Here is a 20,995-nt window from a genome sequence, read left to right on the forward strand (position 1 = left end):
GAGCGTCCGGGCGTGAGCCTGGCGGGAAGGCCGGAGTATAACAGAGCAATCACTGCGCGCCGCTTTCCTGCTGCTCAACGGTTTTTCCGCTGGCGGCGGTGGCTCTGGTGGTTTTTACCTCGGCCGCCGGATCGGCGCCATAACGGGCGCTCAATTCAGCGTACGCAGGCTCGCGCTTGAAGCGTTTGAGTTCGGCGCCGAAGCGCTGCACCAACAAGTCCATGCCGGCGTTGCGGCGTACTGCCAGGAACTGGCTCTGGTGACTGATGACGGTCGGGTTCTCGGTAATCTTGTCGCGGATGCCCAATTCGTCGAGCAAGTGCTGTCCGACCCGGCGATCAGTGATCAGCAGGTCGATCCGCCCGCGCACCAGTTTGCCGAAGTTGGCCTCATGGGTCGGTGCCGGCTCGCGAGTGAACAGGGTCGATTCGCTGAAGTCCTGGCTGTACAGATAGCCCGGGGAAGTGCCGATGGTCAGCCCTTTCAGGTCGGCCAGGGTGTGAAAAGGGTAGGGCCGCTCATTGGCGTAGAACATCACGAACTCCACTTCCGACAGCGGTTCGCCGGGATAAAGCAGGGTGGCGTCGCGCTCATCGCTGTGGAAGATGTCCAGCGCGCCGTCTGCCTGGCCCGTTTCGAGCATCGACAGGCAGCGTTTCCACGGCAGGAACTGCCATTCCACTTCGATGCCCAGGCGTTTGAAGACGATGGCAGTGGTTTCGTAGTCCAGTCCCAGGGATTTGCCGTTTTCCTCATACACGTACGGCGCCCAGGGCTCAGTGACAATGCGCAGCTTCTCGCCCCGAGCGGCGAAGCTCAGGCAAGTAAAAAGAAACACGGTCAGTAACTGCGCGATCAAAGGCATGGCTTGAGATTACGACGAGAAACCGGAAAGAGCCAGAAACGGGATCCAGAAGCTCTAACTCAGTGTGTGTTGCACAATAAAAGGGCGTTAAAAGCAAAAGATCGCAGCCTGCGCCAGCTCCTACAAGGATTAAACACGCCCGATGTAGGCGCTGGCGAAGCCTGCGATCTCTTGATCTTGCTTTTGACGGCTTTTAGCGCGGCAACTTCAGATTGTTCCACACCGCCAGGCTCGGTTCGGCCTGGTTCAGCGTGTAGAAGTGCAGCCCTGGAGCGCCACCCTGCAGCAGGCGTTCGCACATCTCGGTGATGACTTGCTCACCAAAGCCTTGAATGCTTTGGGTGTCGTCGCCGTAGGCTTCCAGCTGCTTGCGGATCCAGCGCGGGATTTCCGCACCGCAGGCATCGGAGAAGCGCGCCAGCTTGCTGTAGTTGGTGATCGGCATGATCCCCGGAACGATCGGAATGTTCACGCCCTTCGCCCGTACACGCTCGACGAAGTAGAAGTAGCTGTCGGCGTTGAAGAAGTACTGGGTGATCGCACTGTTGGCGCCAGCGTTGGCCTTGCGCACGAAGTTGGTCAGATCGTCTTCGAAATTGCGCGCTTGCGGGTGCATTTCCGGGTAGGCGGCGACTTCGATGTGGAAATGATCGCCGGTTTCTTCACGAATGAATTCAACCAGGTCATTCGCGTGGCGCATTTCGCCACTGGCCATGCCCATGCCGGAAGGCAGGTCACCGCGCAGGGCAACGATACGGGTGATGCCGGCCGCCTTGTATTGGGTCAGCAGGCCGCGCAAGTCGTCCTTGCTGTCGCCCACGCAGGACAAATGCGGTGCGGCAGGGACTTTGACTTCGCTTTCGAGCTGCAACACGGTGTTGAGGGTGCGATCACGAGTCGAACCGCCAGCGCCGTAGGTGCAGGAGAAGAAGTCAGGATTGTAGGTCGCCAGATGACGGGCAGTGGCGATCAGTTTTTCATGCCCAGCATCGGTCTTCGTAGGGAAGAACTCAAAGCTGTAGCGACGGTCTTCGGACATGGGAATACCCTTTGCAATCGCAAAAGGCGGGCCGGTGATGGCCGGTCCGCCTGGTCAGGATCGGCGGGCGCAAAGCCCGCCGGGTCCAATCAGTAGCGGTAAGCGTGCGGCTTGAACGGACCTTCGACGGTCACGCCGATGTAGTCGGCCTGGGTCTTGGTCAGTTGAGTCACAACGCCGCCGAAACCGCGGACCATTTCCAGGGCCACTTCTTCGTCGAGTTTCTTCGGCAGTACTTCAACGGTCAGGCGCTCGGCTTTCTGGGCTGGCGACAGGTCGGCGTACTTCTGGCCGAACAGGAAGATCTGAGCCAGAACCTGGTTGGCGAACGAACCGTCCATGATGCGGCTTGGGTGGCCGGTTGCGTTACCCAGGTTAACCAGACGGCCTTCGGCCAGCAGGATCAGGTAGTCGTCGTTCTGAGCGTCGAATGCGCCAGGGCCGGTACGGTGGATCTTGTGAACCTGTGGCTTCACTTCTTCCCATGCCCAGTTCTTGCGCATGAAAGCAGTGTCGATTTCGTTGTCGAAGTGGCCGATGTTGCAGACAACAGCGCGCTTCTTCAGGGCTTTGAGCATGTTCGAGTCGCAAACATTGACGTTGCCGGTGGTGGTCACGATCAGGTCGATCTTGCCCAGCAGCGCTTTGTCGATGCTTGCTTCAGTACCGTTGTTGATGCCGTCGATGAACGGCGAAACCAGCTCGTAACCGTCCATGCAGGCTTGCATGGCGCAGATCGGGTCAACTTCGGAGACTTTAACGATCATGCCTTCCTGACGCAGGGACTGGGCCGAACCCTTGCCCACGTCACCGTAACCGATGACCAGCGCTTGCTTGCCGGACAGCAGGTGGTCGGTACCACGCTTGATCGCGTCGTTCAGGCTGTGACGGCAGCCGTACTTGTTGTCGTTCTTGCTCTTGGTCACCGAGTCGTTGACGTTGATGGCCGGGATTTTCAGCTCGCCCTTGGCCAGCATGTCCAGCAGGCGGTGAACGCCAGTGGTGGTTTCTTCGGTCACGCCGTGGACGCGGTCCAGGATCGCCGGGTATTTCTTGTGCAGCAACTCGGTCAGGTCGCCGCCGTCGTCGAGGATCATGTTGGCATCCCAAGGCGCGCCATCTTTGAGGATGGTTTGCTCCAGGCACCACTCGTACTCTTCTTCGGTCTCGCCTTTCCAGGCGTAAACCGCGATGCCGGCAGCGGCGATGGCAGCAGCGGCCTGGTCCTGAGTCGAGAAAATGTTGCAGGACGACCAACGTACTTCGGCACCCAGGGCAACCAGGGTTTCGATCAGCACGGCAGTCTGAATGGTCATGTGGATGCAGCCGAGGATCTTCGCGCCTTTGAGCGGCTGCTCACCGGCGTATTTGCGGCGCAGACCCATCAGGGCTGGCATTTCGGATTCGGCGATGATGGTTTCGCGACGGCCCCAGGCAGCCAGGGACATGTCGGCGACTTTGTAATCGGTAAAATCTGCAGGCGTGATAACAGCGCTCATGATGAGCCTCCATTCGTAATGTATGCGAATGGGCGCCGTTGTGCGTTTAGTGTCTGACCGATGACGGTCAAGCAACGCCCCATCCGAGCCTGACAGGTCGAACCTGCTGCAGCGCCCCTCGGACAGGTGGCGGGAAAACGGTATCAACCGAAGATGACCGTTTTGAAACGGTGGCGATTATAGCCGTGTGAGCGATACTTCCAAAGCGTTTCTGTTGGTCAATGTCTGAACGGTAATCGAGACCATAGTCGATGCTTGATAGAGCTCTAGTTCGGGCTCTGCCATGATGCCCTCCATCATTCGGCAAGACGCTCAGGAGTGAATATGAATTTCCACACCCGCAAATGGGTAAAACCCGAAGACCTCAACCCCAACGGCACGCTGTTCGGCGGCAGCCTGTTGCGCTGGCTCGACGAAGAAGCGGCGATCTACGCCATCGTCCAGTTGGGCAATCAGCGTGTGGTCACCAAGTACATTTCCGAGATCAACTTCGTCAGCGCCTCGCGCCAGGGCGATATCATCGAACTGGGCATCACCGCCACCGAGTTCGGTCGCACCTCCATCACCCTGAAGTGCGAAGTGCGTAACAAGATCACCCGCAAAAGCATCCTGACGGTGGACAAGATTGTCTTCGTCAATCTGGGCGAAGACGGCTTGCCAGCGCCGCACGGCCGGACCGAGATCACATACGTCAAAGACCAGTTCAAGGATGATGTCGTCAGCGAGTGAGATCGGCGGTGCGCCCTTCGCGAGCAAGTCGAAGGCGGTCTACCGGTCAACGATGATTTAGCCGACCACTGAACAGCTCCGAACCCTGCGTGTCGTACCTACATGACACACCACGGGTTCCGGAGCTTTATGGACGCGCAAAAAGACGGCAAGACCCCGAACCTCTCGCCTGAAGAACAGCACGACGTTGAAAAGAGCCAGCCACCGCGGGCGGCGGTGCTGCACGAAATCATCCGCACCCAGGGCGATCAGGAACTCGAGCGCAGTGTCGCCGCCTTGTGGTGGTCGGCGCTGGCCGCCGGCCTGACCATGGGTCTGTCGCTGATGGCCATGGGGCTGCTCAATTCCCGTCTGCCGGACGGCGAAGGCTTCAAGGTGATCGCCAGTTTCGGTTACTGCGCAGGCTTTCTCGCGGTGATTCTCGCCCGTCAGCAGTTGTTCACCGAGAACACCCTGACGGCGGTGCTGCCGATCATGACCAAGCCCACGCTGAGTAATTTCGGTCGATTGCTACGCCTGTGGTCGGTGGTGCTGGTGGGCAACCTCTGCGGCACGTTGCTGGTGGCGTATGTGATGCTGAATCTGCCGATTTTCGACAGCAAGACCGACCTGGCCTTCCTCGATATCGGGCGCAAGATCATGGAGAACGACGCCAGCCAGATGTTCGCCAAAGGCATTGTGTCAGGCTGGATGATCGCCACCATGGTCTGGATGATTCCGTCCATGGAGAGCGCGAAGATGTGGATCATCATCCTCATCACCTACCTCATGGCGCTGGGGGATTTCACCCATATCGTGGTCGGTTCGGCCGAGGTCTCGTATCTGGTGTTTGCCGGCGAGTTGCCGTGGAAGGATTTCTGGCTGGTGTTCGCCGGGCCGACGCTGGTGGGGAATATCATTGGCGGCAGCTTCATCTTCGCGCTGATCAGCCATGCGCAGATTCGCAGCGAGAGTGGCCCACCGAAGAAGTCTACGGATCAAGGCCAGGAGCCCGACCCGCAGAAGACCGAAAAGTAGTCAGTGATGCTCGGCCTGTGCCGCTGGCGCAGGCTCATCCTTGGTCGATCGGAGCGGAGACGTGCAGTTCGCCATGGCCGCCGCCAATCGCCTCGTGGGCGAACAGCATGGCCGTGGCGCCGACAGTCGGGGTTTCGCCGAGTTGCGCGATGCCCAGCAGCACGGTGAACACCACCACGGCGGTGCCATCGTTGAACAGCGACTCGCCGACGATGGTGGTTTTCAGAGGCTTGGATGCGTTGGCGGTCCGCAGTACGCCGAGGACTGCGATCGGTTTCAGCAATGATGCAATCTTTCAGCCGGACACATTGACCGCAGCAACGCCGCGACGTTGCAGATAGATGTAGAAAAGCGCCGTCAGCACCGTCAAGCCACTGACTAGCGCGCCGGTCCACGGCAAGTCCGCCAGATCCGCACCACTGGCGACCACCAATCCACCAATCCACGCACCTGCCGCGTTGCCGAGGTTGAACGCGCTCTGGTTCAACGTTGAACCCAGATTCGGCGCTTCATGGGCCTGATCGATGATCAGCAATTGCAAAATCGGGCACAGGGCAAAAGCAAAAATGCCCCACAACACCAGCGTAATCGCTGCCGGGATCACCGAGTGACTGGTCTGTGTGAACGCGGCGAGCACAACCAGCACGGCCAACGCCATGCCCACCAGCGACGGCAGCAATCGACTGTCAGCCAAGCGACCGCCGAGCATGCTGCCCGCGGTCAAGCCGACCCCGAATAGCAGCAGCATGATGGTGATTCCATGCGGGCTGACACCGGTGATGTCTTGCAGGATAGGGGCAATGTAAGTGAACACGCTGAACAGGCTGGTCGACGCCAGCACGCTCATGCCCAGCGCCAGCAACACGTTGACCTTGCCCAGCACTTTGAACTCGCTGGCGAGGTTGGCCTTGTCCATGGCGATGTCCTTCGGCAACCAGACCCACTGCGCGATCGCGGCTATCACGCCGATTACCGACACCGCCCAGAACGTCGAGCGCCAGCCGGCGTATTGCCCGAGCGCGGTGCCCAAAGGCACGCCCAGCACATTGGCTAGCGTCAGGCCGGTGAACATCATGGCAATCGCTTGGGCGCGTTTGTTCGGTGCCACCAAACCGGCGGCGACCACCGAACCGATGCCGAAGAACGCACCGTGGCAGAGCGCGGTGACCACTCGCGCGGCCATCAGCGTGGCGTAGTTTGGCGCCAATGCGCAAAGAATGTTACCGAGGATGAACATCAACGTCATGCCCAGCAGCGTGGCTTTGCGCGGCATGTTGGCGGTGCCGACCGCGAGGATCGGCGCACCGAACACCACGCCCAGCGCGTAGCCGGTGATCAGCAGGCCCGCGTGAGGGATGCTCACGGCGAGGTCGCGGGCGACATCGGGCAGCAAGCCCATGATGACGAATTCAGTGGTGCCGATGCCGAACGCGGCAACAGCGAGGGCAAGCAAGGCGAGTGGCATGCGCAAGGTCTCTGTCGGTAGTCTTGACGCTCTGATCAGGCATGCGCATGCCGACGCCCGTTCTCGACGAGAGCGGGCGGTGGCAAAAATTTATTGGAATTAGCCTGTGCGCAACTGAGTGCGGCGTGGTCGCTTGCAGTATAAACAGCTGCTGACCTATGGCGAATCAATTATCCAGCTGAACTTCGTAGAGGGCGGGACAAAATAAGGAGTGTGCCGTGCTTGCAACAGCACTGGTGTTAGTCGCGGCGCTGTTGCACGCGGCGTGGAATACCCTGATCAAATTCAGTGCGGAACGGCTGCTGGTGGTGGCCTGCATGGACAGCGTTGCAATGCTGTTTGTCGCGCTGATGCTGCCGTTCGTGGCGTTGCCACCCCTGGACATCTGGCCGTGGATTCTGGCGTCGGCGGCGTTTGAATTGCTCTATCGCTATTTGCTGATCCAGGCCTATCGGGTTGGTGATCTCGGGCTGGTCTATCCGCTGATGCGTGGCTTGTCGCCGCTGGTAGTGCTGGCACTGACGCTGATTTTTGCCGGGGAAGTGCTGACGAACCAGCAGATCTTCGGGATTCTGCTGATCCCGTTCGGCATGCTGTGCCTGCTCTGGCAGGGCGGCGGTGGTGCGCGATTGCCGTGGTCGATGCTGCCTGTGGTGGCGTTGATCGGCCTGTGCATCGGCTGCTACACCTTCATCGATGGCCAGGCGTTGCGGCGCTGGTCGCATCCGCTGGATTACCTGGTGTGGGTCACCTTGCTCAGCGCTTGGCCGTTTCCGTTACTGGCGCTGGTGCGTAAGCGACCGGCCTTCATGTTGTTCTGGCGAGAGCAGTGGCGACTGGGGTTGGCGGTCGGGTTTTGCGTGTTGTTCAGCTACGCTCTGGTGCTGTGGGCCATGCAGCTGGGCTCGATTGCCGAAGCGGCGGCATTGCGCGAGATCAGCGTAATCCTGGTGGTGCTGTTCGGCATGCGTTACCTGAAAGAACCTTTTGGCAGGCCACGGCTCTTGGCCTGTGGGCTGGTGCTGATCGGCATGCTGGTGATGAAGTTTTGACTGGAGCTCGACTCTTGAAACTTGAAGAAGGGAATGCGTTATGACGGTGGCTCTGTGGTGCATTTTGATCGCGATATTCCTGCCCTATATCTGCACGGGCATCGCCAGGGCCAGTGGCGGGTTCAGGCTGAAAGACAACCATGATCCCCGTGACTTTCTTGAGTCACTGAATGGTTTTGGCCGACGCGCGTATGCGGCGCATCTGAACAGTCTTGAAGTGATTCCCGCGTTCGCAGCGGCGGTGATCGTTGCGCACCTGGCGGGCAATGCCGAACTGGTGACGATCAATGTGCTGGCGGTGTTGTTCATCACCAGTCGGCTGCTGTACATCATTTGCTACTTGGCTGACTGGGCTATTTTGCGGTCGCTGGTGTGGTTGGTGGGGCTGGGGTTGATCGTCAGTTTTTTTGTGGTTTCTGTTTAAGAGCAAGCTCAAAAGATCGCAGGCTTCGCCAGCTCCTACGCTCATCCGCGATTTTGCGGCGAGCCAGCGATCTTTTGACTTTAAAGCTTGTCGGTCACCTGAGGCACTTGAGGCAACGCTGCGCCTTTAGGCCAGAGCATCCAGATTTGCCCCTGCTGTTTCATGTCGCCGGCCAATTGCCCGGCCGCCTCACCTGTGCCCCAGAACAGGTCCGCACGGACTTCGCCGGCAATTGCGCCGCCGGTGTCCTGAGCGGCAACCGGGCGTACCAGTGCGGTACCGTCCGGTTTGGTGGTCGATAACCACAACAGACTGCCCAGCGGAATCACTTTGCGATCCACCGCCGCGCTGTAGCCGGCGGTCAGCGGTACGTTCAACGAGCCGCGAGGCCCTTCGTTGCTGTCCGGGTTGCGGGTGAAGAATACGTAGCTGGGGTTGCTGCCCAGCAGTTCCGGAATACGGGTCGGATTGGCCTTGGCCCAATTGCTGATGGCGCCCATGGTCACTTCTTCTTTTTTCAGCTCGCCCTGGTCCACCAGCCAGCGGCCGATCGGTCGATACGGGTGACCGTTCTGGTCGGCATACGCAATGCGCAACTGTCGGCCGTCATCGAGCTGGATACGACCCGAGCCCTGGATTTGCAGGAATTGCAGGTTCATCGGATCGGTCAGCCAGGCAACAATCGGTGCCTTGACCCCTTTGGTTTCAATCGTGGCCGCATCGTCGTAAGGCTTGAGCACGCGACCTTCGAGTCGTCCGCGCAGGCGTTTGCCTTTGAGTTCCGGGTAGATGCTGTCCAGAGAGACGATGATCATGTCCTCGGGCACACCGTACACCGGGATGTTCGCCACTTCAGTCTGGGTCAGGCTGCCGGGGTAGACCGGCTCGTAATAGCCGGTGATCAAGCCGTTGGGATTGTCATTGGCGGCGCGCAGGCCGTAGACGTCGAGGTTCTGCTTGAGGAAGCCGCGAATGTCGCTGGCGGTTTGCGGCACGTTGGCGGAAGCCGCACACGTCGAGCCCCACACCGGGTCGGCTTTGAGTCGGGTGCAGGCGCTGCGCCACGAACCGAAGCCGGCGACCAGGTCGTTGTCGGACACCGTCGGAAGTGCTTCCCAGGTGGCGCTGGAGTAGGTCGCCAGGGCGTGGGTTTTCGGTGTGTTGTTGTCGCCACCGGTGCAGCCCGCAAGCACGGCCACCATCGGAAGGGTCCAGGCGAGGTTGTGACGCCATGCCTTGAAACGGCTGATCATGGAGTAATTCCTTTGTCGGTTGCCTGAGTGCTCCATGCGCTCAAACAACCCGTATTGATAATAGGGCTATTGGTCTTTGCCGATGACGCGAGGATACTGGCCGCCGTTTCCCGTGACCTGAAGCCACCATGACTCTTAAAAGACTTTCTGTTGTATTGCTGGCCTGCCTGACATTGTCTGCCTGCGGTGGTGTCGATCCCAACTCGCCGTTGGGCCAGCGCAAGGCGATCTTCAAGCAAATGCTCAAGACCGGCGAAGACCTGGGCGGCATGTTGCGTGGTCGCATCCCGTTTGACGGTCCGAAATTCGCTGACGGTGCCGTGAAGCTCGATGCGTTGTCCCGTGAACCCTGGAAACATTTTCCGCAGGTGCGCGAAGAAGATCACACCAGCGCCAAGAGCGATGTCTGGCAGAAACAGGAACACTTCCAGGACATGGCCCGCACCCTTGAAGCCGCCACCGGTGAATTGGTGATTGCCAGCAAGGTTCAGCCTTACAAGGTCAGTAACCTTGGGCCGGCGGTGCAGAAGGTCGAAGATGCCTGCAGTGCCTGCCATAAAGAGTTTCGGGATCATTGATTCCTGAACTGATCCTTACTTGTCCAGCTCATCGAGTGCGTTCTGCAGTTCCTTGCGGGACTCGGCGAGTTTGTCTTTGCGCTTGTTGATCTTTTCGGCGTCGCCTTTCTTCATGGCCTTGTCGAGGTCAGCCTGACGCTTGCTGACTTCGTGCTTGGCGTCGAGCACCTTGTTCTCCCGTTCTTTCTTCAGGGAAGCATCGGTGCAATGAGCAGTGATTTCGCTCAGGGCCGTTTCAAGGCCTGCCTGCTGATCGGCGTTACCGTGAGACTTGGCCAGTTCAATCTGATTGATGATGCCCTGCTTCTTTGCGGCGCAGCCGGTCAGGCCCGGAGCTTCTTCGGCGGCCATCAGTGGAGCGGCCAGCACGCTGCAAAGGGTCAACAGGGCGAGCGGTGAAAGAAGTTTCATAAAAGCTCCATGTGAAAAAGCGATCGGGTCGATGTGGCGATGGGGTGTTTGAGCCCAGCGGCACCATTGGGTTCCCGGGTGGCGGGCATCGTCGGCCGCTAAAAACCGTCAATCCCCGCAAGACGTAATGTTTCACTCAAGGCCAGGACCTGCGGGTCGCGAAAAAACGCGCTCAATTGCGCTGCGCGTCCCGGGCCGATGCCGGCTTCTGCCTGCCATTGTTCGATATTTCGTTGTGCCAGTTCCTGCCATGAATCGGCAAGTCGCGCCTGGCCGGTCGGCGGTAAACCCAGGGCTTTGAGCCAGCGAGCGAAAGGGCGTTGTCGGGCACTGTTGAAACTGTTCAAAAGACGAGCGCTGCTGCGTTCGCCGAAGCCGTCAATGTTAGCAAGCTCTTGAGCATCGAGGGTCAACCAATCCAGCAGGCCATTCAGACGGCCTGTTTCGAAAAGTTTCTCCCAAGTGCCAGGGCCGACATGGGGCAGGGCCAATCCCTGCTTGCCGCTGAGCCAGGTCAGTCGGGCGAGGAATTGGCTTTCGCACCCCGGTGTCGGCTGCCAGCAACTCAAATGATGAAAGTCCTCCGCCAGCGGTACGCTCAATTCAGCGCGTTGGGTGCTGCGCAGCATGACACCGTCAAGCCTGGGAATGGTCAGGCCTGCCAGGCTGATGGCGACCTGGTCTCCGGGCCGGATGTCCAGTGTTTCCCAGCGTTGCAACGAGCTCACACTGACTCGCTTGATCTGCCGGTCATCGAGCATTACCGGTGTCAGTTCCAGTACCGGGGTGATTCGTCCGGTCCGTCCAATCTTGAAATGGACTTTGCGCACCTCGGCCAGGGCCTGGGCAAAAGGGTATTTCCAGGCGACGCTCCAATAAGGCGGTTTAGCCTGCCAGCGCTCGGCGGGTGGGCGCTGATCCTGGCGCAGGACGATGCCATCACTGGTGAAGGGCAGGGGCGAGCGATACCAGTGATCGCGCCAACGTTCTGCGTCGGCAAATACCTTGATCGAGTGACTGTAAGGTGTGGTACTCGGGAAACCTAACTCATCCAGGGCTGCGACGCGGGCGGGCAAACTGGCCGGGCCTTGGGGCCAGTCCCAGACAAACAGGCCGATCCCGGCGGCTTGCTCGGTGCTTAACTTTTTGCGGGCCATCAATCCGGCCACTGTGGCGCGTGCATTGAGGCTGCCGGCACGGGCCTGTACGTGGTCGGTCAGGCGCCAATAGAGCTCACCTTGCAGCAGCAGGTCCAGCGGCTCTGGCAATTGTTGGGGGATGGCGGCGATCTGGCGCGCCGAAGCCGTCCAGTCCTGGCCATTTATTCCGTCACCGCGGCTGATTGCCTGAGTCAGCAGGCCTTTGCGGTAGATCAGCGTCACCGCAACGCCGTCGATCTTGGGCTGAATCCAGACATCGCTCCGTCCTTTTAGCCAGGCTTCGACGGCGCGACCATCGCGGAGTTTTTCCAGGCCTGTGTGGGCGATGGGGTGAGCGGTCGTGCCGCCCGCGGTACGCAACGGTTCCGCGGATGGGGCCAGGTCGAAACAGGTGCGCCATTCGGTCAATCGTGCACGGGACTGATCGTAGAGTTCATCGGCAACCAATGAGCGGCCGCCCCGGTGATAGCTGTCGTCCCAGAGATCGATTTGTTTCTGCAGTGACGTGATTTCGTCCAGGGCGCGTGCGGGTGGCCAGTCGGGGCACTCGGCAGCGTTTGAACTCAGGCAAAGAAAGGTCAGGAAAAAACAGAAAAACAGGCGCAGAAGCATCATGAGCATCCTTGCTCAGGGAGAATGCTTTCAAGGTTAGTCAGCTTTCGGGCGGCGGTAGCGAGGATGTTTTTCGGTGTGTTTCGAGAGGCAGGAAGATCAAGAGATTTTCGCGCAATAAAAAGCCCCGTACGGCGAACCGTGCGGGGCTTTTGGTACCGCCGGGGAAGTCTTACAGGCCGGCAGCAGCGCGCAAGGAATCGGCGCGGTCGGTTTTTTCCCAGGTGAAGGTGGTGAAAGTGTCTTCGCCCACAGTCTTGGTAGCCGGGGTGCGACCGAAGTGGCCGTACGCAGCGGTTTCCTGGTACATCGGGTGCAGCAGGTCGAGCATGGTGGTGATTGCGTATGGACGCAGGTCGAACACTTCGCGAACCAGTTTGACGATTTTGTCGTCGCTGATTTTGCCGGTGCCGAAGGTGTTCAACGAGATCGACGTCGGCTGAGCAACACCGATCGCGTAGGAAACCTGAATCTCGCAACGCTCGGCCAGGCCGGCTGCCACGATGTTCTTGGCTACGTAACGACCGGCGTAGGCGGCCGAGCGGTCAACCTTCGATGGATCCTTGCCGGAGAACGCGCCGCCGCCGTGACGGGCCATGCCGCCGTAGCTGTCAACGATGATCTTGCGACCGGTCAGACCGCAGTCGCCTACCGGGCCACCAATGATGAACTGGCCAGTCGGGTTGATGTGGAACTGGGTGTCTTTGCTCAGCAGCTCGGCAGGCAGTACGTGCTTGACGATCAGTTCCATCACGCCTTCGCGCAAGTCTTTGTAGGACACGTCAGGGTTGTGCTGGGTCGACAGTACAACGGCGTCGATACCGACAACCTTGCCGCCTTCGTAACGGCAAGTCACTTGCGACTTGGCGTCCGGGCGCAGCCAAGGCAGCAGGCCGGATTTACGGGCTTCGGCCTGACGCTGAACCAGCTGGTGCGAGAAGGTGATCGGTGCTGGCATCAGCACGTCGGTTTCGTTGCTGGCGTAGCCGAACATCAGGCCCTGGTCGCCGGCGCCCTGATCTTCAGGTTTGGCACGGTCGACACCCTGGTTGATGTCAGGGGACTGCTTGCCGATGATGTTCATCACGCCGCAAGTGGCGCCGTCGAAGCCGACATCGGAGCTGTTGTAGCCGATGTCCAGAATGACGTTACGCACGATCTCTTCCAGGTCGACCCAGGCCGACGTGGTGACTTCACCTGCGATGATTGCCACGCCGGTTTTTACCAGGGTCTCGACCGCTACACGGGCGAACTTGTCTTCAGCAATGATGGCGTCCAGCACCGCATCGGAAATCTGGTCGGCGATTTTGTCCGGATGCCCTTCGGACACGGACTCGGAGGTGAAGAGGGAGTATTCGCTCATCTCGATTTTTTCCTGAATTTACCGATGGTGAGTGTCGCCAGCCGGTCGCTGAAAATGGCGGACCTGGATCTGGAAACCATTACGTAAGCCTACATAGAGGCTTTCCCCGGGAACGAGTCCCGCAGCGGTGGCCCAACGGGCCAAATCGTCCTGTTCAAACCCCAACCAGAGATCACCGCAGGCCTCCCTGGCCCAACTCTGGTTGTGGCTACATAACTCTGTCACGAGCAGGCTACCGCCCGGTTGCAGCAAGTCGGCCATGTGCTTGAGTGCTTCGGCCGGCGCGGCGAAATGGTGCAGCACCATGTTCAGTACAACGCAGTCAGCCTTGAGGCGGACACCGTTCAATGCATCGGCCAATTGCAGGCTGACGTTAGCCAGCGTTTCACGTTCGCAAACCTGGCGCGCCAGTTCGAGCATCGCCGGGCTGTTGTCCAGCGCCGTGACCTGGGTGAAGCGGCGCGCCAGTTCCGGCAAAAATGCGCCATCTCCGGGGCCGACTTCGATGGCCGTGGCGCCTTCGCTGAAACTCAGCTTGTCGAGCAGTGTCACCACGCTTTCGCGGTATTGCGGCAGGCCGGCGATCAAGTCTTGCTGGGCGCGAAACTTCTCCGCGACCCGTGAGAAAAAGTCCTGGCTGGCCGCCGCTCGTTGCCCATGGACCTGAGCGATCCGCGACTGCACCTCGGCAGGCAGGGTCAGGTTGTCCACTTCTTCCAGTAGCGCGGCATGCAGCTTGCCACCCAGCAGGTCGGTGTGGGGCAGGGCACGACGGTAGAAAATCGCGTTGCCTTCACGGCGCGTCGCCACCAGATCGGCCTGGGCCAATACCTTGAGGTGATGACTCATGCCGGACTGGCCGATGCCAAAGATCTGCGCCAGCTCCAGTACGCCAAACGAATCGTTGGCCAGCGCGCGCAATACATTCAGCCGCAGAGGATCGCCGCCGGCCTTGCACAGGGCCGCCAGCTCATCGCAATCGTCAGGTCGAATGGAAGGCGCACGTAAATTCATAAGGCCAGCAGTCTAGTGACGGTCAGAAAACACCGCAAGAGCAATATCAAAAAGTTTTGATATTGCTCGATAGATGGCACTTCTCGGGGAAAGGGTCACTCTACAAATCGTCAGCGGAAAGGTTTCACCAGGCAAATGCGACTTTATCCACCGGAAAAACGCCCTCAGATGACTATCTGTCATTGCCCCGAGGCGGGTGGGTGAGGGAAAATGCTCGCCTTTTTTCCGTTTCGTTTTATTCACTCTCGATTCAATATCCGCAGGAGAACAGCGATGCCCAGCCGTCGTGAGCGTGCCAACGCCATTCGTGCCCTCAGCATGGATGCCGTGCAAAAAGCCAACAGCGGCCATCCCGGTGCCCCTATGGGTATGGCGGATATCGCCGAAGTACTTTGGCGTGACTACCTGAAGCACAACCCGAGCAATCCATCGTTCGCCGACCGTGACCGCTTCGTGCTGTCCAACGGTCACGGTTCGATGTTGATCTACTCGCTGCTGCACCTGACCGGCTACGACCTGTCGATCGAAGACCTGAAGAACTTCCGCCAACTGCACAGCCGCACCCCGGGTCACCCGGAATTCGGCTACACCCCAGGCGTTGAAACCACCACCGGTCCACTGGGCCAAGGCCTGGCCAACGCCGTTGGTTTTGCCCTCGCAGAAAAAGTCCTGGCGGCGCAGTTCAACCGTCCGGGCCACAACGTTGTCGACCACCACACCTACGTGTTCCTGGGTGATGGCTGCATGATGGAAGGCATTTCCCACGAAGTCGGCTCCCTGGCCGGTACTTTGGGCCTGAGCAAACTGATCGCCTTCTACGATGACAACGGTATCTCCATCGACGGCGAAGTCGAAGGCTGGTTCACCGACGACACGCCTAAGCGTTTCGAAGCCTATAACTGGCTGGTGATCCGCAACGTCGACGGTCACGATCCTGAAGAGATCAAGATCGCGATCGAAACTGCGCGCAAAAGCGATCAGCCAACCCTGATCTGCTGCAAGACCACCATCGGTTTCGGTTCGCCGAACAAGCAAGGCAAGGAAGACTGCCACGGCGCCCCACTGGGTGACGCGGAAATCGCTCTGACCCGTGCTGCTCTGAAATGGAACCACGGTCCGTTCGAAATCCCGGCCGACATCTATGCCGAGTGGGACGCCAAGGAAACCGGTCGCGCGGCCGAAGCCGAATGGGATCAGCGTTTCGCTGCCTACTCTGCTGCCTTCCCTGAATTGGCCAACGAGCTGATTCGTCGTCTGAGCGGCGAACTGCCGGAAGACTTCGCTGAAAAAGCCTCCGCTTATATTGCTGAAGTCGCTGCCAAAGGCGAAACCATCGCCAGCCGTAAAGCCAGCCAGAACGCATTGAATGCCTACGGCCCGCTGCTGCCTGAACTGCTGGGTGGCTCCGCTGACCTGGCCGGCTCCAACCTGACCCTGTGGAAAGGTTGCAAAGGTGTTACGGCTGAAGACGCCAGCGGCAACTACATGTACTACGGCGTTCGCGAGTTCGGCATGAGCGCGATCATGAACGGCGTGACCCTGCACGGAGGTCTGGTGCCTTACGGCGCGACCTTCCTGATGTTCATGGAATACGCCCGCAACGCCGTGCGCATGGCCTCGCTGATGAAGCAGCGTGTCGTGTTCGTCTACACCCACGACTCCATCGGTCTGGGCGAAGACGGTCCGACTCACCAGCCGATCGAGCAATTGACCAGCTTGCGCAGCACGCCGAACCTCGACACCTGGCGTCCAGCCGATGCCGTTGAATCGGCGGTGTGCTGGAAAATGGCTCTGGAACGCAAGGACGGCCCTTCGGCGCTGATTTTCTCGCGTCAGAACCTGCAGCACCAAACCCGCAATGCGTTCCAGATCGCCGACATCGCCCGTGGCGGTTACGTGTTGAAGGACTGCGACGGCGAGCCTGAGCTGATCCTGATCTCTACCGGTTCGGAAGTCGGCCTGGCGGTTCAGGCCTACGACAAGCTGACCGAACAGGGTCGCAAGGTGCGTGTTGTTTCGATGCCTTGCACCAGCGTGTTCGATGCTCAGGACGCCGGCTACAAGCAAGAGGTTCTGCCGTTGCAGGTCAGCGCCCGTATCGCTATCGAAGCCTCGCACGCGGACTATTGGTACAAGTACGTGGGCCTGGAAGGCCGCGTGATCGGCATGACCACCTACGGCGAGTCGGCGCCTGCGCCTGCCTTGTTCGAAGAGTTCGGCTTCACCCTGGAAAACATCCTGGGTCAGGCTGAAGAGCTGCTGGAAGACTAAATCCGACAGTTGCGTTGTCCGGGCTGACGTCTTCGCGAGCAAGCCCGCTCCCACAGGGAAATGCATTCCAATGTGGGAGCGGGCTTGCTCGCGAAAGCGATAGTCCGGGCAACGCTGCAATAACGGATTCACCACGGTAATCGAGAACCCCATGCCTCAACCGCGTCCTTACAAAGTTGCACTCAACGGCTACGGCCGGATTGGTCGTTGCGTCTTGCGTGCGTTGTTTGAGCGAGGCGATAAGGCCGGGTTTGAAATTGTTGCGATCAACGATCTGGCTGACATGGCCAGCATCGAATACCTGACACGCTTCGACTCCACTCACGGGCGTTTCCCCGGGGAAGTGAAGGTCGACGGCGATTGTCTGCATATTAATGGCGACTGCGTGAAGGTCCTGCGCAGTGCCACCCCCGAAGGCATCGATTGGGCGTCGCTGGGCGTCGATCTGGTGCTGGAATGCTCCGGCGCTTACCACACCCGTGAAGACGGCCAGCGTTTCCTCGACGCCGGCGCGCCGCGCGTGCTGTTTTCCCAGCCGATGGCCAGCGAGGCGGATGTCGACGCCACCATCGTCTACGGCGTGAACCAGGATTGCCTGACCGGTGATGAGTTGCTGGTGTCCAACGCGTCCTGCACCACCAACTGTGGCGTGCCGCTGTTGCGCCTGCTGGATCAGGCCATTGGTCTGGAATACGTATCGATCACCACCATTCACTCGGCGATGAACGATCAGCCGGTGATCGACGCCTATCATCACGAAGACTTGCGCCGCACCCGTTCGGCGTTTCAGTCAGTGATTCCGGTGTCCACTGGTCTGGCACGAGGCATCGAACGCCTGTTACCGGAACTTGCCGGGAGAATTCAGGCCAAAGCCGTGCGGGTGCCGACGGTTAACGTGTCTTGCCTCGACATTACGATGCAGACCGTGAGCGATACCGACGCCACCGAGGTCAACCGGATTTTGCGCGAGGCCGCCACTGCTGGCCCGCTCAAGGGCCTTCTGGCCTACACCGAGTTGCCTCACGCCAGTTGTGATTTCAACCATGACCCACATTCGGCCATCGTCGATGCCAGTCAGACTCGAGTTTCCGGCCCACGGCTGGTGAACATCCTGGCCTGGTTCGACAACGAATGGGGTTTTGCCAACCGAATGCTGGATGTTGCAGAGCACTATCTGCAAACAGCTGCCTCTCCAAAACAGTAGGAAATGCGACCCATGACCGTGTTGAAGATGACCGACCTCGATCTGCAAGGTAAGCGCGTACTGATCCGCGAAGACCTCAACGTCCCAGTCAAGGACGGTGTTGTCACCAGCGATGCGCGAATCCTGGCCTCGCTGCCGACCATCAAGCTGGCCCTGGAAAAAGGCGCGGCCGTGATGGTCTGCTCGCACCTTGGCCGTCCGACCGAAGGCGAATTCTCGGCCGAGAACAGCCTCAAGCCAGTCGCTGATTACCTGAGCAAGGCTCTGGGGCGTGAAGTGCCGCTGGTCGCCGATTACCTGAACGGCGTTGACGTGAAGGCCGGCGACATCGTGCTGTTCGAAAACGTGCGCTTCAACAAGGGCGAGAAAAAGAACGCTGACGAACTGGCCCGGCAATACGCCGCCCTGTGCGACGTGTTCGTGATGGATGCCTTCGGCACCGCTCACCGCGCCGAGGGTTCGACCCATGGCGTGGCCAAGTTCGCCAAAGTCGCCGCCGCTGGCCCGTTGCTGGCTGCCGAACTGGACGCACTGGGCAAAGCCCTGGGCGCCCCGGCTCAGCCAATGGCTGCCATTGTTGCCGGCTCCAAGGTTTCGACCAAACTCGACGTGCTGAACAGCCTGAGTCAGATCTGCAACCAGCTGATCGTCGGCGGCGGCATTGCCAACACCTTCCTGGCCGCTGCCGGTCACCCGGTCGGCAAGTCCCTGTACGAGCCGGACCTGCTGGACACCGCTCGCGCCATCGCCGCCAAGGTCAGCGTGCCGCTGCCGATCGACGTCGTGGTTGCCAAGGAATTCGCTGAAAGCGCGACCGCTACCGTCAAGCTGATCGCTGATGTGGCCGCAGACGACATGATTCTGGACATCGGCCCACAGACCGCGGCGAATTTCGCCGAGCTGTTGAAGTCGTCCAAGACCATCCTGTGGAACGGCCCGGTGGGCGTGTTCGAATTCGACCAGTTCGGTAACGGCACCAAAGTGCTGGCCCAGGCCATCGCTGAAAGCTCGGCATTCTCCATCGCGGGCGGCGGCGACACCCTGGCCGCCATCGATAAATATGGCGTTGCTGATCAGATCTCCTACATTTCTACCGGTGGCGGCGCGTTCCTCGAGTTCGTCGAAGGCAAGGTTCTGCCGGCCGTTGAAGTCCTGGAAAGCCGGGCCAAGGCCTGAGGCCGCCCATTTGACCAGGCGAAGGAGTGTTCAGATGGTCAAAACGTTAGCGCTGTTGATTATCGCGGGGTCGCTGGCAGCTTGCGGGAGTAACCCGAAAGCTCCGAAGGTGTCCGAGACGCCTGAACAGGAAAAAGGCTGCTACCAGGCCGACTGGCAGGCCGAAACCAACCCGGTGATCAACAAGCGTTCCGGGCCTGATGGCCTGGACAAATACGAGACACAGACCCCGGCCAAGGAACATGGTTGCCCTTGACGGGTCTGACACTTTACTCAGGGCTGGCGGCGTGCGCCGTCAGTCGAGGAACATGGATGAAAGGTTTTATCGCCGTTACGGCGCTGGCTCTGCTGGCAGGTTGCGCTAATTTGAACCTGTTCAAGCCTGCCGAATCGACGGACAGCTGGACCACCTGGACCTGCGACAGTCAGGCCAAAGTACTCTGGCGCTACACCGACGAAAGCCGCAAGGAAGTCGACGTTCGCCTGGGCGGTGCCGATCAGGTCTACCGCTTGAAGCATGAGCCGGGCGCCGAAGGTTCGCTGTACAGCAACGACATGCTGGCGTTTCACGTAAAAGGTGAGGAAGGCCTGGTGTACTGGGTCGCCACCAATGATTTGATCGGCCGCGGTTGCAAAGCGCAGTAACGCCACAAGATTGAGGCAACACCGAATTGGCAGGCAGGGCTGACCCCCGATCTGCAATAACTTGAATAGCCGCCGCCGCTACGGCAGGCTGGCACGATTAACGACCCTCAACCGGGAGATACACACACAATGGCACTTATCAGCATGCGCCAGATGCTGGACCACGCAGCCGAGTTCGGCTACGGCGTTCCAGCCTTCAACGTCAACAACCTTGAGCAGATGCGCGCCATCATGGAAGCCGCTGACAAGACTGACTCCCCGGTGATCGTCCAGGCTTCGGCCGGTGCTCGCAAATACGCCGGCGCACCGTTCCTGCGTCACCTGATCCTGGCGGCAATCGAAGAATTCCCGCACATCCCGGTGTGCATGCACCAGGACCACGGCACCAGCCCTGACGTCTGCCAGCGCTCCATCCAACTGGGCTTCAGCTCGGTGATGATGGACGGTTCCCTGGGCGAAGACGGCAAGACCCCGACCGACTACGACTACAACATCCGCGTCACCCAACAAACTGTAGCCCTGGCTCACGCCTGTGGCGTATCGGTAGAAGGCGAGCTGGGCTGCCTGGGTTCGCTGGAAACCGGCATGGCCGGTGAAGAAGACGGCATTGGCGCCGAAGGCGTTCTGGATCACAGCCAAATGCTGACCGACCCGGAAGAAGCCGCTGACTTCGTCAAACGCACCCAGGTCGATGCCCTGGCCATCGCCATCGGCACCAGCCACGGCGCGTACAAGTTCACCAAGCCGCCTACCGGCGACGTGCTGGCCATCGACCGCATCAAAGAAATCCACAAACGCATCCCCAATACCCACCTGGTGATGCACGGTTCGTCTTCGGTTCCGCAAGACTGGCTGGCGATCATCAACCAGTACGGCGGCGACATCAAAGAAACCTACGGCGTACCGGTTGAAGAAATCGTCGAAGGCATCAAACACGGCGTGCGCAAGGTCAACATCGACACCGACCTGCGTCTGGCATCCACCGGTGCGATGCGTCGCCTGATGGCTACCAACCCGAGCGAGTTTGATCCGCGTAAGTTCTTCGGCGCGACCGTGACGGCAATGCGTGATGTGTGTATCGCACGTTATGAAGCGTTTGGTACGGCGGGTAATGCTTCGAAGATCAAGCCGATCTCGTTGGAAGCGATGTATCAGCGTTATTTGAAGGGTGAGTTGAACGCTAAGGTCAACTAAGCCTTAAGCGTTACTACCGGTATT

20 protein-coding genes, 1 pseudogene and 1 riboswitch are annotated in these 20,995 nt (G+C 59.6%); of the genes and pseudogenes, 11 read left to right on the forward strand and 10 right to left on the reverse strand.

Annotation, left to right across the window (positions count from 1 at the left end; genetic code table 11):
* Window positions 1–49: 49 nt before the first annotated feature.
* The 3 genes from ACSQ87_RS02710 to ahcY all read right to left on the reverse strand — a co-directional run bounded on the left by ACSQ87_RS02710 (window position 50) and on the right by ahcY (window position 3,403).
* Complete coding sequence (locus ACSQ87_RS02710; protein ID WP_223431193.1) at window positions 50–865, reverse strand: substrate-binding periplasmic protein; 816 nt, start codon at window positions 863–865, stop codon at window positions 50–52.
* A gap of 193 nt (window positions 866–1,058) precedes the next feature.
* On the reverse strand, window positions 1,059–1,904 hold the full coding sequence (gene metF, locus ACSQ87_RS02715; protein WP_436273313.1) for a methylenetetrahydrofolate reductase [NAD(P)H]: 846 nt from the start codon (window positions 1,902–1,904) through the stop codon (window positions 1,059–1,061).
* An 89-nt stretch (window positions 1,905–1,993) separates the two neighbouring features.
* Window positions 1,994–3,403, reverse strand: coding sequence for an adenosylhomocysteinase (ahcY, locus tag ACSQ87_RS02720; protein WP_133835625.1), 1,410 nt, complete (start codon window positions 3,401–3,403; stop codon window positions 1,994–1,996).
* Window positions 3,404–3,426: 23 nt separating this feature from the next.
* Window positions 3,427–3,529, reverse strand: a riboswitch (S-adenosyl-L-homocysteine riboswitch).
* A 198-nt stretch (window positions 3,530–3,727) separates the two neighbouring features.
* Here ahcY and ACSQ87_RS02725 point away from each other — a divergent pair.
* Window positions 3,728–4,132 (forward strand): acyl-CoA thioesterase, encoded by a 405-nt coding sequence (locus ACSQ87_RS02725; RefSeq protein WP_317851613.1) that lies wholly within the window; start codon window positions 3,728–3,730, stop codon window positions 4,130–4,132.
* Between the two features lie 129 nt (window positions 4,133–4,261).
* The gene (locus ACSQ87_RS02730; protein WP_223431195.1) at window positions 4,262–5,149 is read left to right on the forward strand and encodes a formate/nitrite transporter family protein; all 888 of its coding nucleotides are present in this window, start codon (window positions 4,262–4,264) and stop codon (window positions 5,147–5,149) included.
* 79 nt (window positions 5,150–5,228) lie between these two features.
* On the opposite strand, the pseudogene ACSQ87_RS02735 reads toward ACSQ87_RS02730, so the two are convergent.
* Window positions 5,229–5,423, reverse strand: a pseudogene (locus tag ACSQ87_RS02735) (cation:proton antiporter domain-containing protein); the annotation flags it as partial.
* Window positions 5,424–5,444: 21 nt separating this feature from the next.
* Window positions 5,445–6,614, reverse strand: coding sequence for an MFS transporter (locus tag ACSQ87_RS02740; protein WP_436273314.1), 1,170 nt, complete (start codon window positions 6,612–6,614; stop codon window positions 5,445–5,447).
* A gap of 218 nt (window positions 6,615–6,832) precedes the next feature.
* On the opposite strand from ACSQ87_RS02740, the gene ACSQ87_RS02745 reads away from it, so the two are divergent.
* On the forward strand, window positions 6,833–7,666 hold the full coding sequence (locus ACSQ87_RS02745) for an EamA family transporter (RefSeq protein WP_008152002.1): 834 nt from the start codon (window positions 6,833–6,835) through the stop codon (window positions 7,664–7,666).
* Between the two features lie 40 nt (window positions 7,667–7,706).
* A complete protein-coding gene (locus tag ACSQ87_RS02750; protein WP_223431197.1) occupies window positions 7,707–8,090 on the forward strand; it encodes an MAPEG family protein in 384 nt (127 codons plus the stop codon).
* An 80-nt stretch (window positions 8,091–8,170) separates the two neighbouring features.
* On the opposite strand, the gene mltA is transcribed toward ACSQ87_RS02750, so the two are convergent.
* A complete protein-coding gene (gene mltA / locus ACSQ87_RS02755; protein WP_436273315.1) occupies window positions 8,171–9,343 on the reverse strand; it encodes a murein transglycosylase A in 1,173 nt (390 codons plus the stop codon).
* 128 nt (window positions 9,344–9,471) lie between these two features.
* Between mltA and ACSQ87_RS02760 the strand changes: the two genes are divergently transcribed.
* Window positions 9,472–9,921 carry a c-type cytochrome gene (locus ACSQ87_RS02760; RefSeq protein ID WP_095127121.1) on the forward strand — a complete coding sequence of 150 codons (450 nt, stop codon included), beginning with the start codon at window positions 9,472–9,474 and terminating at the stop codon, window positions 9,919–9,921.
* A 15-nt stretch (window positions 9,922–9,936) separates the two neighbouring features.
* Here the strand turns inward: ACSQ87_RS02760 and ACSQ87_RS02765 are convergent, their stop codons facing one another.
* The 4 genes from ACSQ87_RS02765 to ACSQ87_RS02780 all read right to left on the reverse strand — a co-directional run bounded on the left by ACSQ87_RS02765 (window position 9,937) and on the right by ACSQ87_RS02780 (window position 14,481).
* Complete coding sequence (locus ACSQ87_RS02765; RefSeq protein WP_223431200.1) at window positions 9,937–10,332, reverse strand: DUF1090 domain-containing protein; 396 nt, start codon at window positions 10,330–10,332, stop codon at window positions 9,937–9,939.
* A gap of 98 nt (window positions 10,333–10,430) precedes the next feature.
* Window positions 10,431–12,104 (reverse strand): NAD-dependent DNA ligase LigB, encoded by a 1,674-nt coding sequence (ligB, locus tag ACSQ87_RS02770; protein ID WP_436275075.1) that lies wholly within the window; start codon window positions 12,102–12,104, stop codon window positions 10,431–10,433.
* Window positions 12,105–12,276: 172 nt separating this feature from the next.
* On the reverse strand, window positions 12,277–13,467 hold the full coding sequence (metK, locus tag ACSQ87_RS02775) for a methionine adenosyltransferase (RefSeq protein WP_046045269.1): 1,191 nt from the start codon (window positions 13,465–13,467) through the stop codon (window positions 12,277–12,279).
* A gap of 18 nt (window positions 13,468–13,485) precedes the next feature.
* Window positions 13,486–14,481 carry an ArsR/SmtB family transcription factor gene (locus ACSQ87_RS02780; RefSeq protein ID WP_436273316.1) on the reverse strand — a complete coding sequence of 332 codons (996 nt, stop codon included), beginning with the start codon at window positions 14,479–14,481 and terminating at the stop codon, window positions 13,486–13,488.
* 273 nt (window positions 14,482–14,754) lie between these two features.
* On the opposite strand from ACSQ87_RS02780, the gene tkt reads away from it, so the two are divergent.
* The 6 genes from tkt (at window position 14,755) to fba (ending at window position 20,971) form a co-directional block, all read left to right on the forward strand.
* Window positions 14,755–16,752: a transketolase gene (gene tkt / locus ACSQ87_RS02785; RefSeq protein WP_095127125.1), complete on the forward strand. Its 1,998-nt coding sequence runs from the start codon at window positions 14,755–14,757 to the stop codon at window positions 16,750–16,752.
* Between the two features lie 151 nt (window positions 16,753–16,903).
* The gene (gene epd / locus ACSQ87_RS02790; RefSeq protein WP_056739030.1) at window positions 16,904–17,956 is read left to right on the forward strand and encodes an erythrose-4-phosphate dehydrogenase; all 1,053 of its coding nucleotides are present in this window, start codon (window positions 16,904–16,906) and stop codon (window positions 17,954–17,956) included.
* Between the two features lie 12 nt (window positions 17,957–17,968).
* The gene (locus tag ACSQ87_RS02795; RefSeq protein WP_436273317.1) at window positions 17,969–19,132 is read left to right on the forward strand and encodes a phosphoglycerate kinase; all 1,164 of its coding nucleotides are present in this window, start codon (window positions 17,969–17,971) and stop codon (window positions 19,130–19,132) included.
* Window positions 19,133–19,166: 34 nt separating this feature from the next.
* Window positions 19,167–19,388, forward strand: a complete 222-nt coding sequence (locus ACSQ87_RS02800; protein ID WP_436273318.1) for a hypothetical protein — start codon at window positions 19,167–19,169, stop codon at window positions 19,386–19,388.
* Window positions 19,389–19,444: 56 nt separating this feature from the next.
* Window positions 19,445–19,777 carry an MliC family protein gene (locus tag ACSQ87_RS02805; protein ID WP_223431203.1) on the forward strand — a complete coding sequence of 111 codons (333 nt, stop codon included), beginning with the start codon at window positions 19,445–19,447 and terminating at the stop codon, window positions 19,775–19,777.
* Window positions 19,778–19,906: 129 nt separating this feature from the next.
* Window positions 19,907–20,971 carry a class II fructose-bisphosphate aldolase gene (gene fba, locus ACSQ87_RS02810; protein WP_046045276.1) on the forward strand — a complete coding sequence of 355 codons (1,065 nt, stop codon included), beginning with the start codon at window positions 19,907–19,909 and terminating at the stop codon, window positions 20,969–20,971.
* Window positions 20,972–20,995: the final 24 nt, after the last annotated feature.

Source organism: Pseudomonas sp. LjRoot277 (assembly GCF_964253845.1).
In the GTDB taxonomy this organism is placed as follows: Bacteria; Pseudomonadota; Gammaproteobacteria; order Pseudomonadales; family Pseudomonadaceae; genus Aquipseudomonas.

Excerpts from the sequence above, each read along its gene's own strand:
- ACSQ87_RS02710 (WP_223431193.1), bottom strand. The coding sequence starts at position 865 with ATGCCTTTGATCGCGCAGTTACTGACCGTGTTTCTTTTTACTTGCCTG.
- metF (WP_436273313.1), bottom strand. The coding sequence starts at position 1,904 with ATGTCCGAAGACCGTCGCTACAGCTTTGAGTTCTTCCCTACGAAGACC.
- ahcY (WP_133835625.1), bottom strand. The coding sequence starts at position 3,403 with ATGAGCGCTGTTATCACGCCTGCAGATTTTACCGATTACAAAGTCGCC.
- ACSQ87_RS02725 (WP_317851613.1), top strand. The coding sequence starts at position 3,728 with ATGAATTTCCACACCCGCAAATGGGTAAAACCCGAAGACCTCAACCCC.
- ACSQ87_RS02730 (WP_223431195.1), top strand. The coding sequence starts at position 4,262 with ATGGACGCGCAAAAAGACGGCAAGACCCCGAACCTCTCGCCTGAAGAA.
- ACSQ87_RS02740 (WP_436273314.1), bottom strand. The coding sequence starts at position 6,614 with ATGCCACTCGCCTTGCTTGCCCTCGCTGTTGCCGCGTTCGGCATCGGC.
- ACSQ87_RS02750 (WP_223431197.1), top strand. The coding sequence starts at position 7,707 with ATGACGGTGGCTCTGTGGTGCATTTTGATCGCGATATTCCTGCCCTAT.
- mltA (WP_436273315.1), bottom strand. The coding sequence starts at position 9,343 with ATGATCAGCCGTTTCAAGGCATGGCGTCACAACCTCGCCTGGACCCTT.
- ACSQ87_RS02760 (WP_095127121.1), top strand. The coding sequence starts at position 9,472 with ATGACTCTTAAAAGACTTTCTGTTGTATTGCTGGCCTGCCTGACATTG.
- ACSQ87_RS02765 (WP_223431200.1), bottom strand. The coding sequence starts at position 10,332 with ATGAAACTTCTTTCACCGCTCGCCCTGTTGACCCTTTGCAGCGTGCTG.
- ligB (WP_436275075.1), bottom strand. The coding sequence starts at position 12,104 with ATGCTTCTGCGCCTGTTTTTCTGTTTTTTCCTGACCTTTCTTTGCCTG.
- metK (WP_046045269.1), bottom strand. The coding sequence starts at position 13,467 with ATGAGCGAATACTCCCTCTTCACCTCCGAGTCCGTGTCCGAAGGGCAT.
- ACSQ87_RS02780 (WP_436273316.1), bottom strand. The coding sequence starts at position 14,481 with ATGAATTTACGTGCGCCTTCCATTCGACCTGACGATTGCGATGAGCTG.
- tkt (WP_095127125.1), top strand. The coding sequence starts at position 14,755 with ATGCCCAGCCGTCGTGAGCGTGCCAACGCCATTCGTGCCCTCAGCATG.
- epd (WP_056739030.1), top strand. The coding sequence starts at position 16,904 with ATGCCTCAACCGCGTCCTTACAAAGTTGCACTCAACGGCTACGGCCGG.
- ACSQ87_RS02795 (WP_436273317.1), top strand. The coding sequence starts at position 17,969 with ATGACCGTGTTGAAGATGACCGACCTCGATCTGCAAGGTAAGCGCGTA.
- ACSQ87_RS02800 (WP_436273318.1), top strand. The coding sequence starts at position 19,167 with ATGGTCAAAACGTTAGCGCTGTTGATTATCGCGGGGTCGCTGGCAGCT.
- ACSQ87_RS02805 (WP_223431203.1), top strand. The coding sequence starts at position 19,445 with ATGAAAGGTTTTATCGCCGTTACGGCGCTGGCTCTGCTGGCAGGTTGC.
- fba (WP_046045276.1), top strand. The coding sequence starts at position 19,907 with ATGGCACTTATCAGCATGCGCCAGATGCTGGACCACGCAGCCGAGTTC.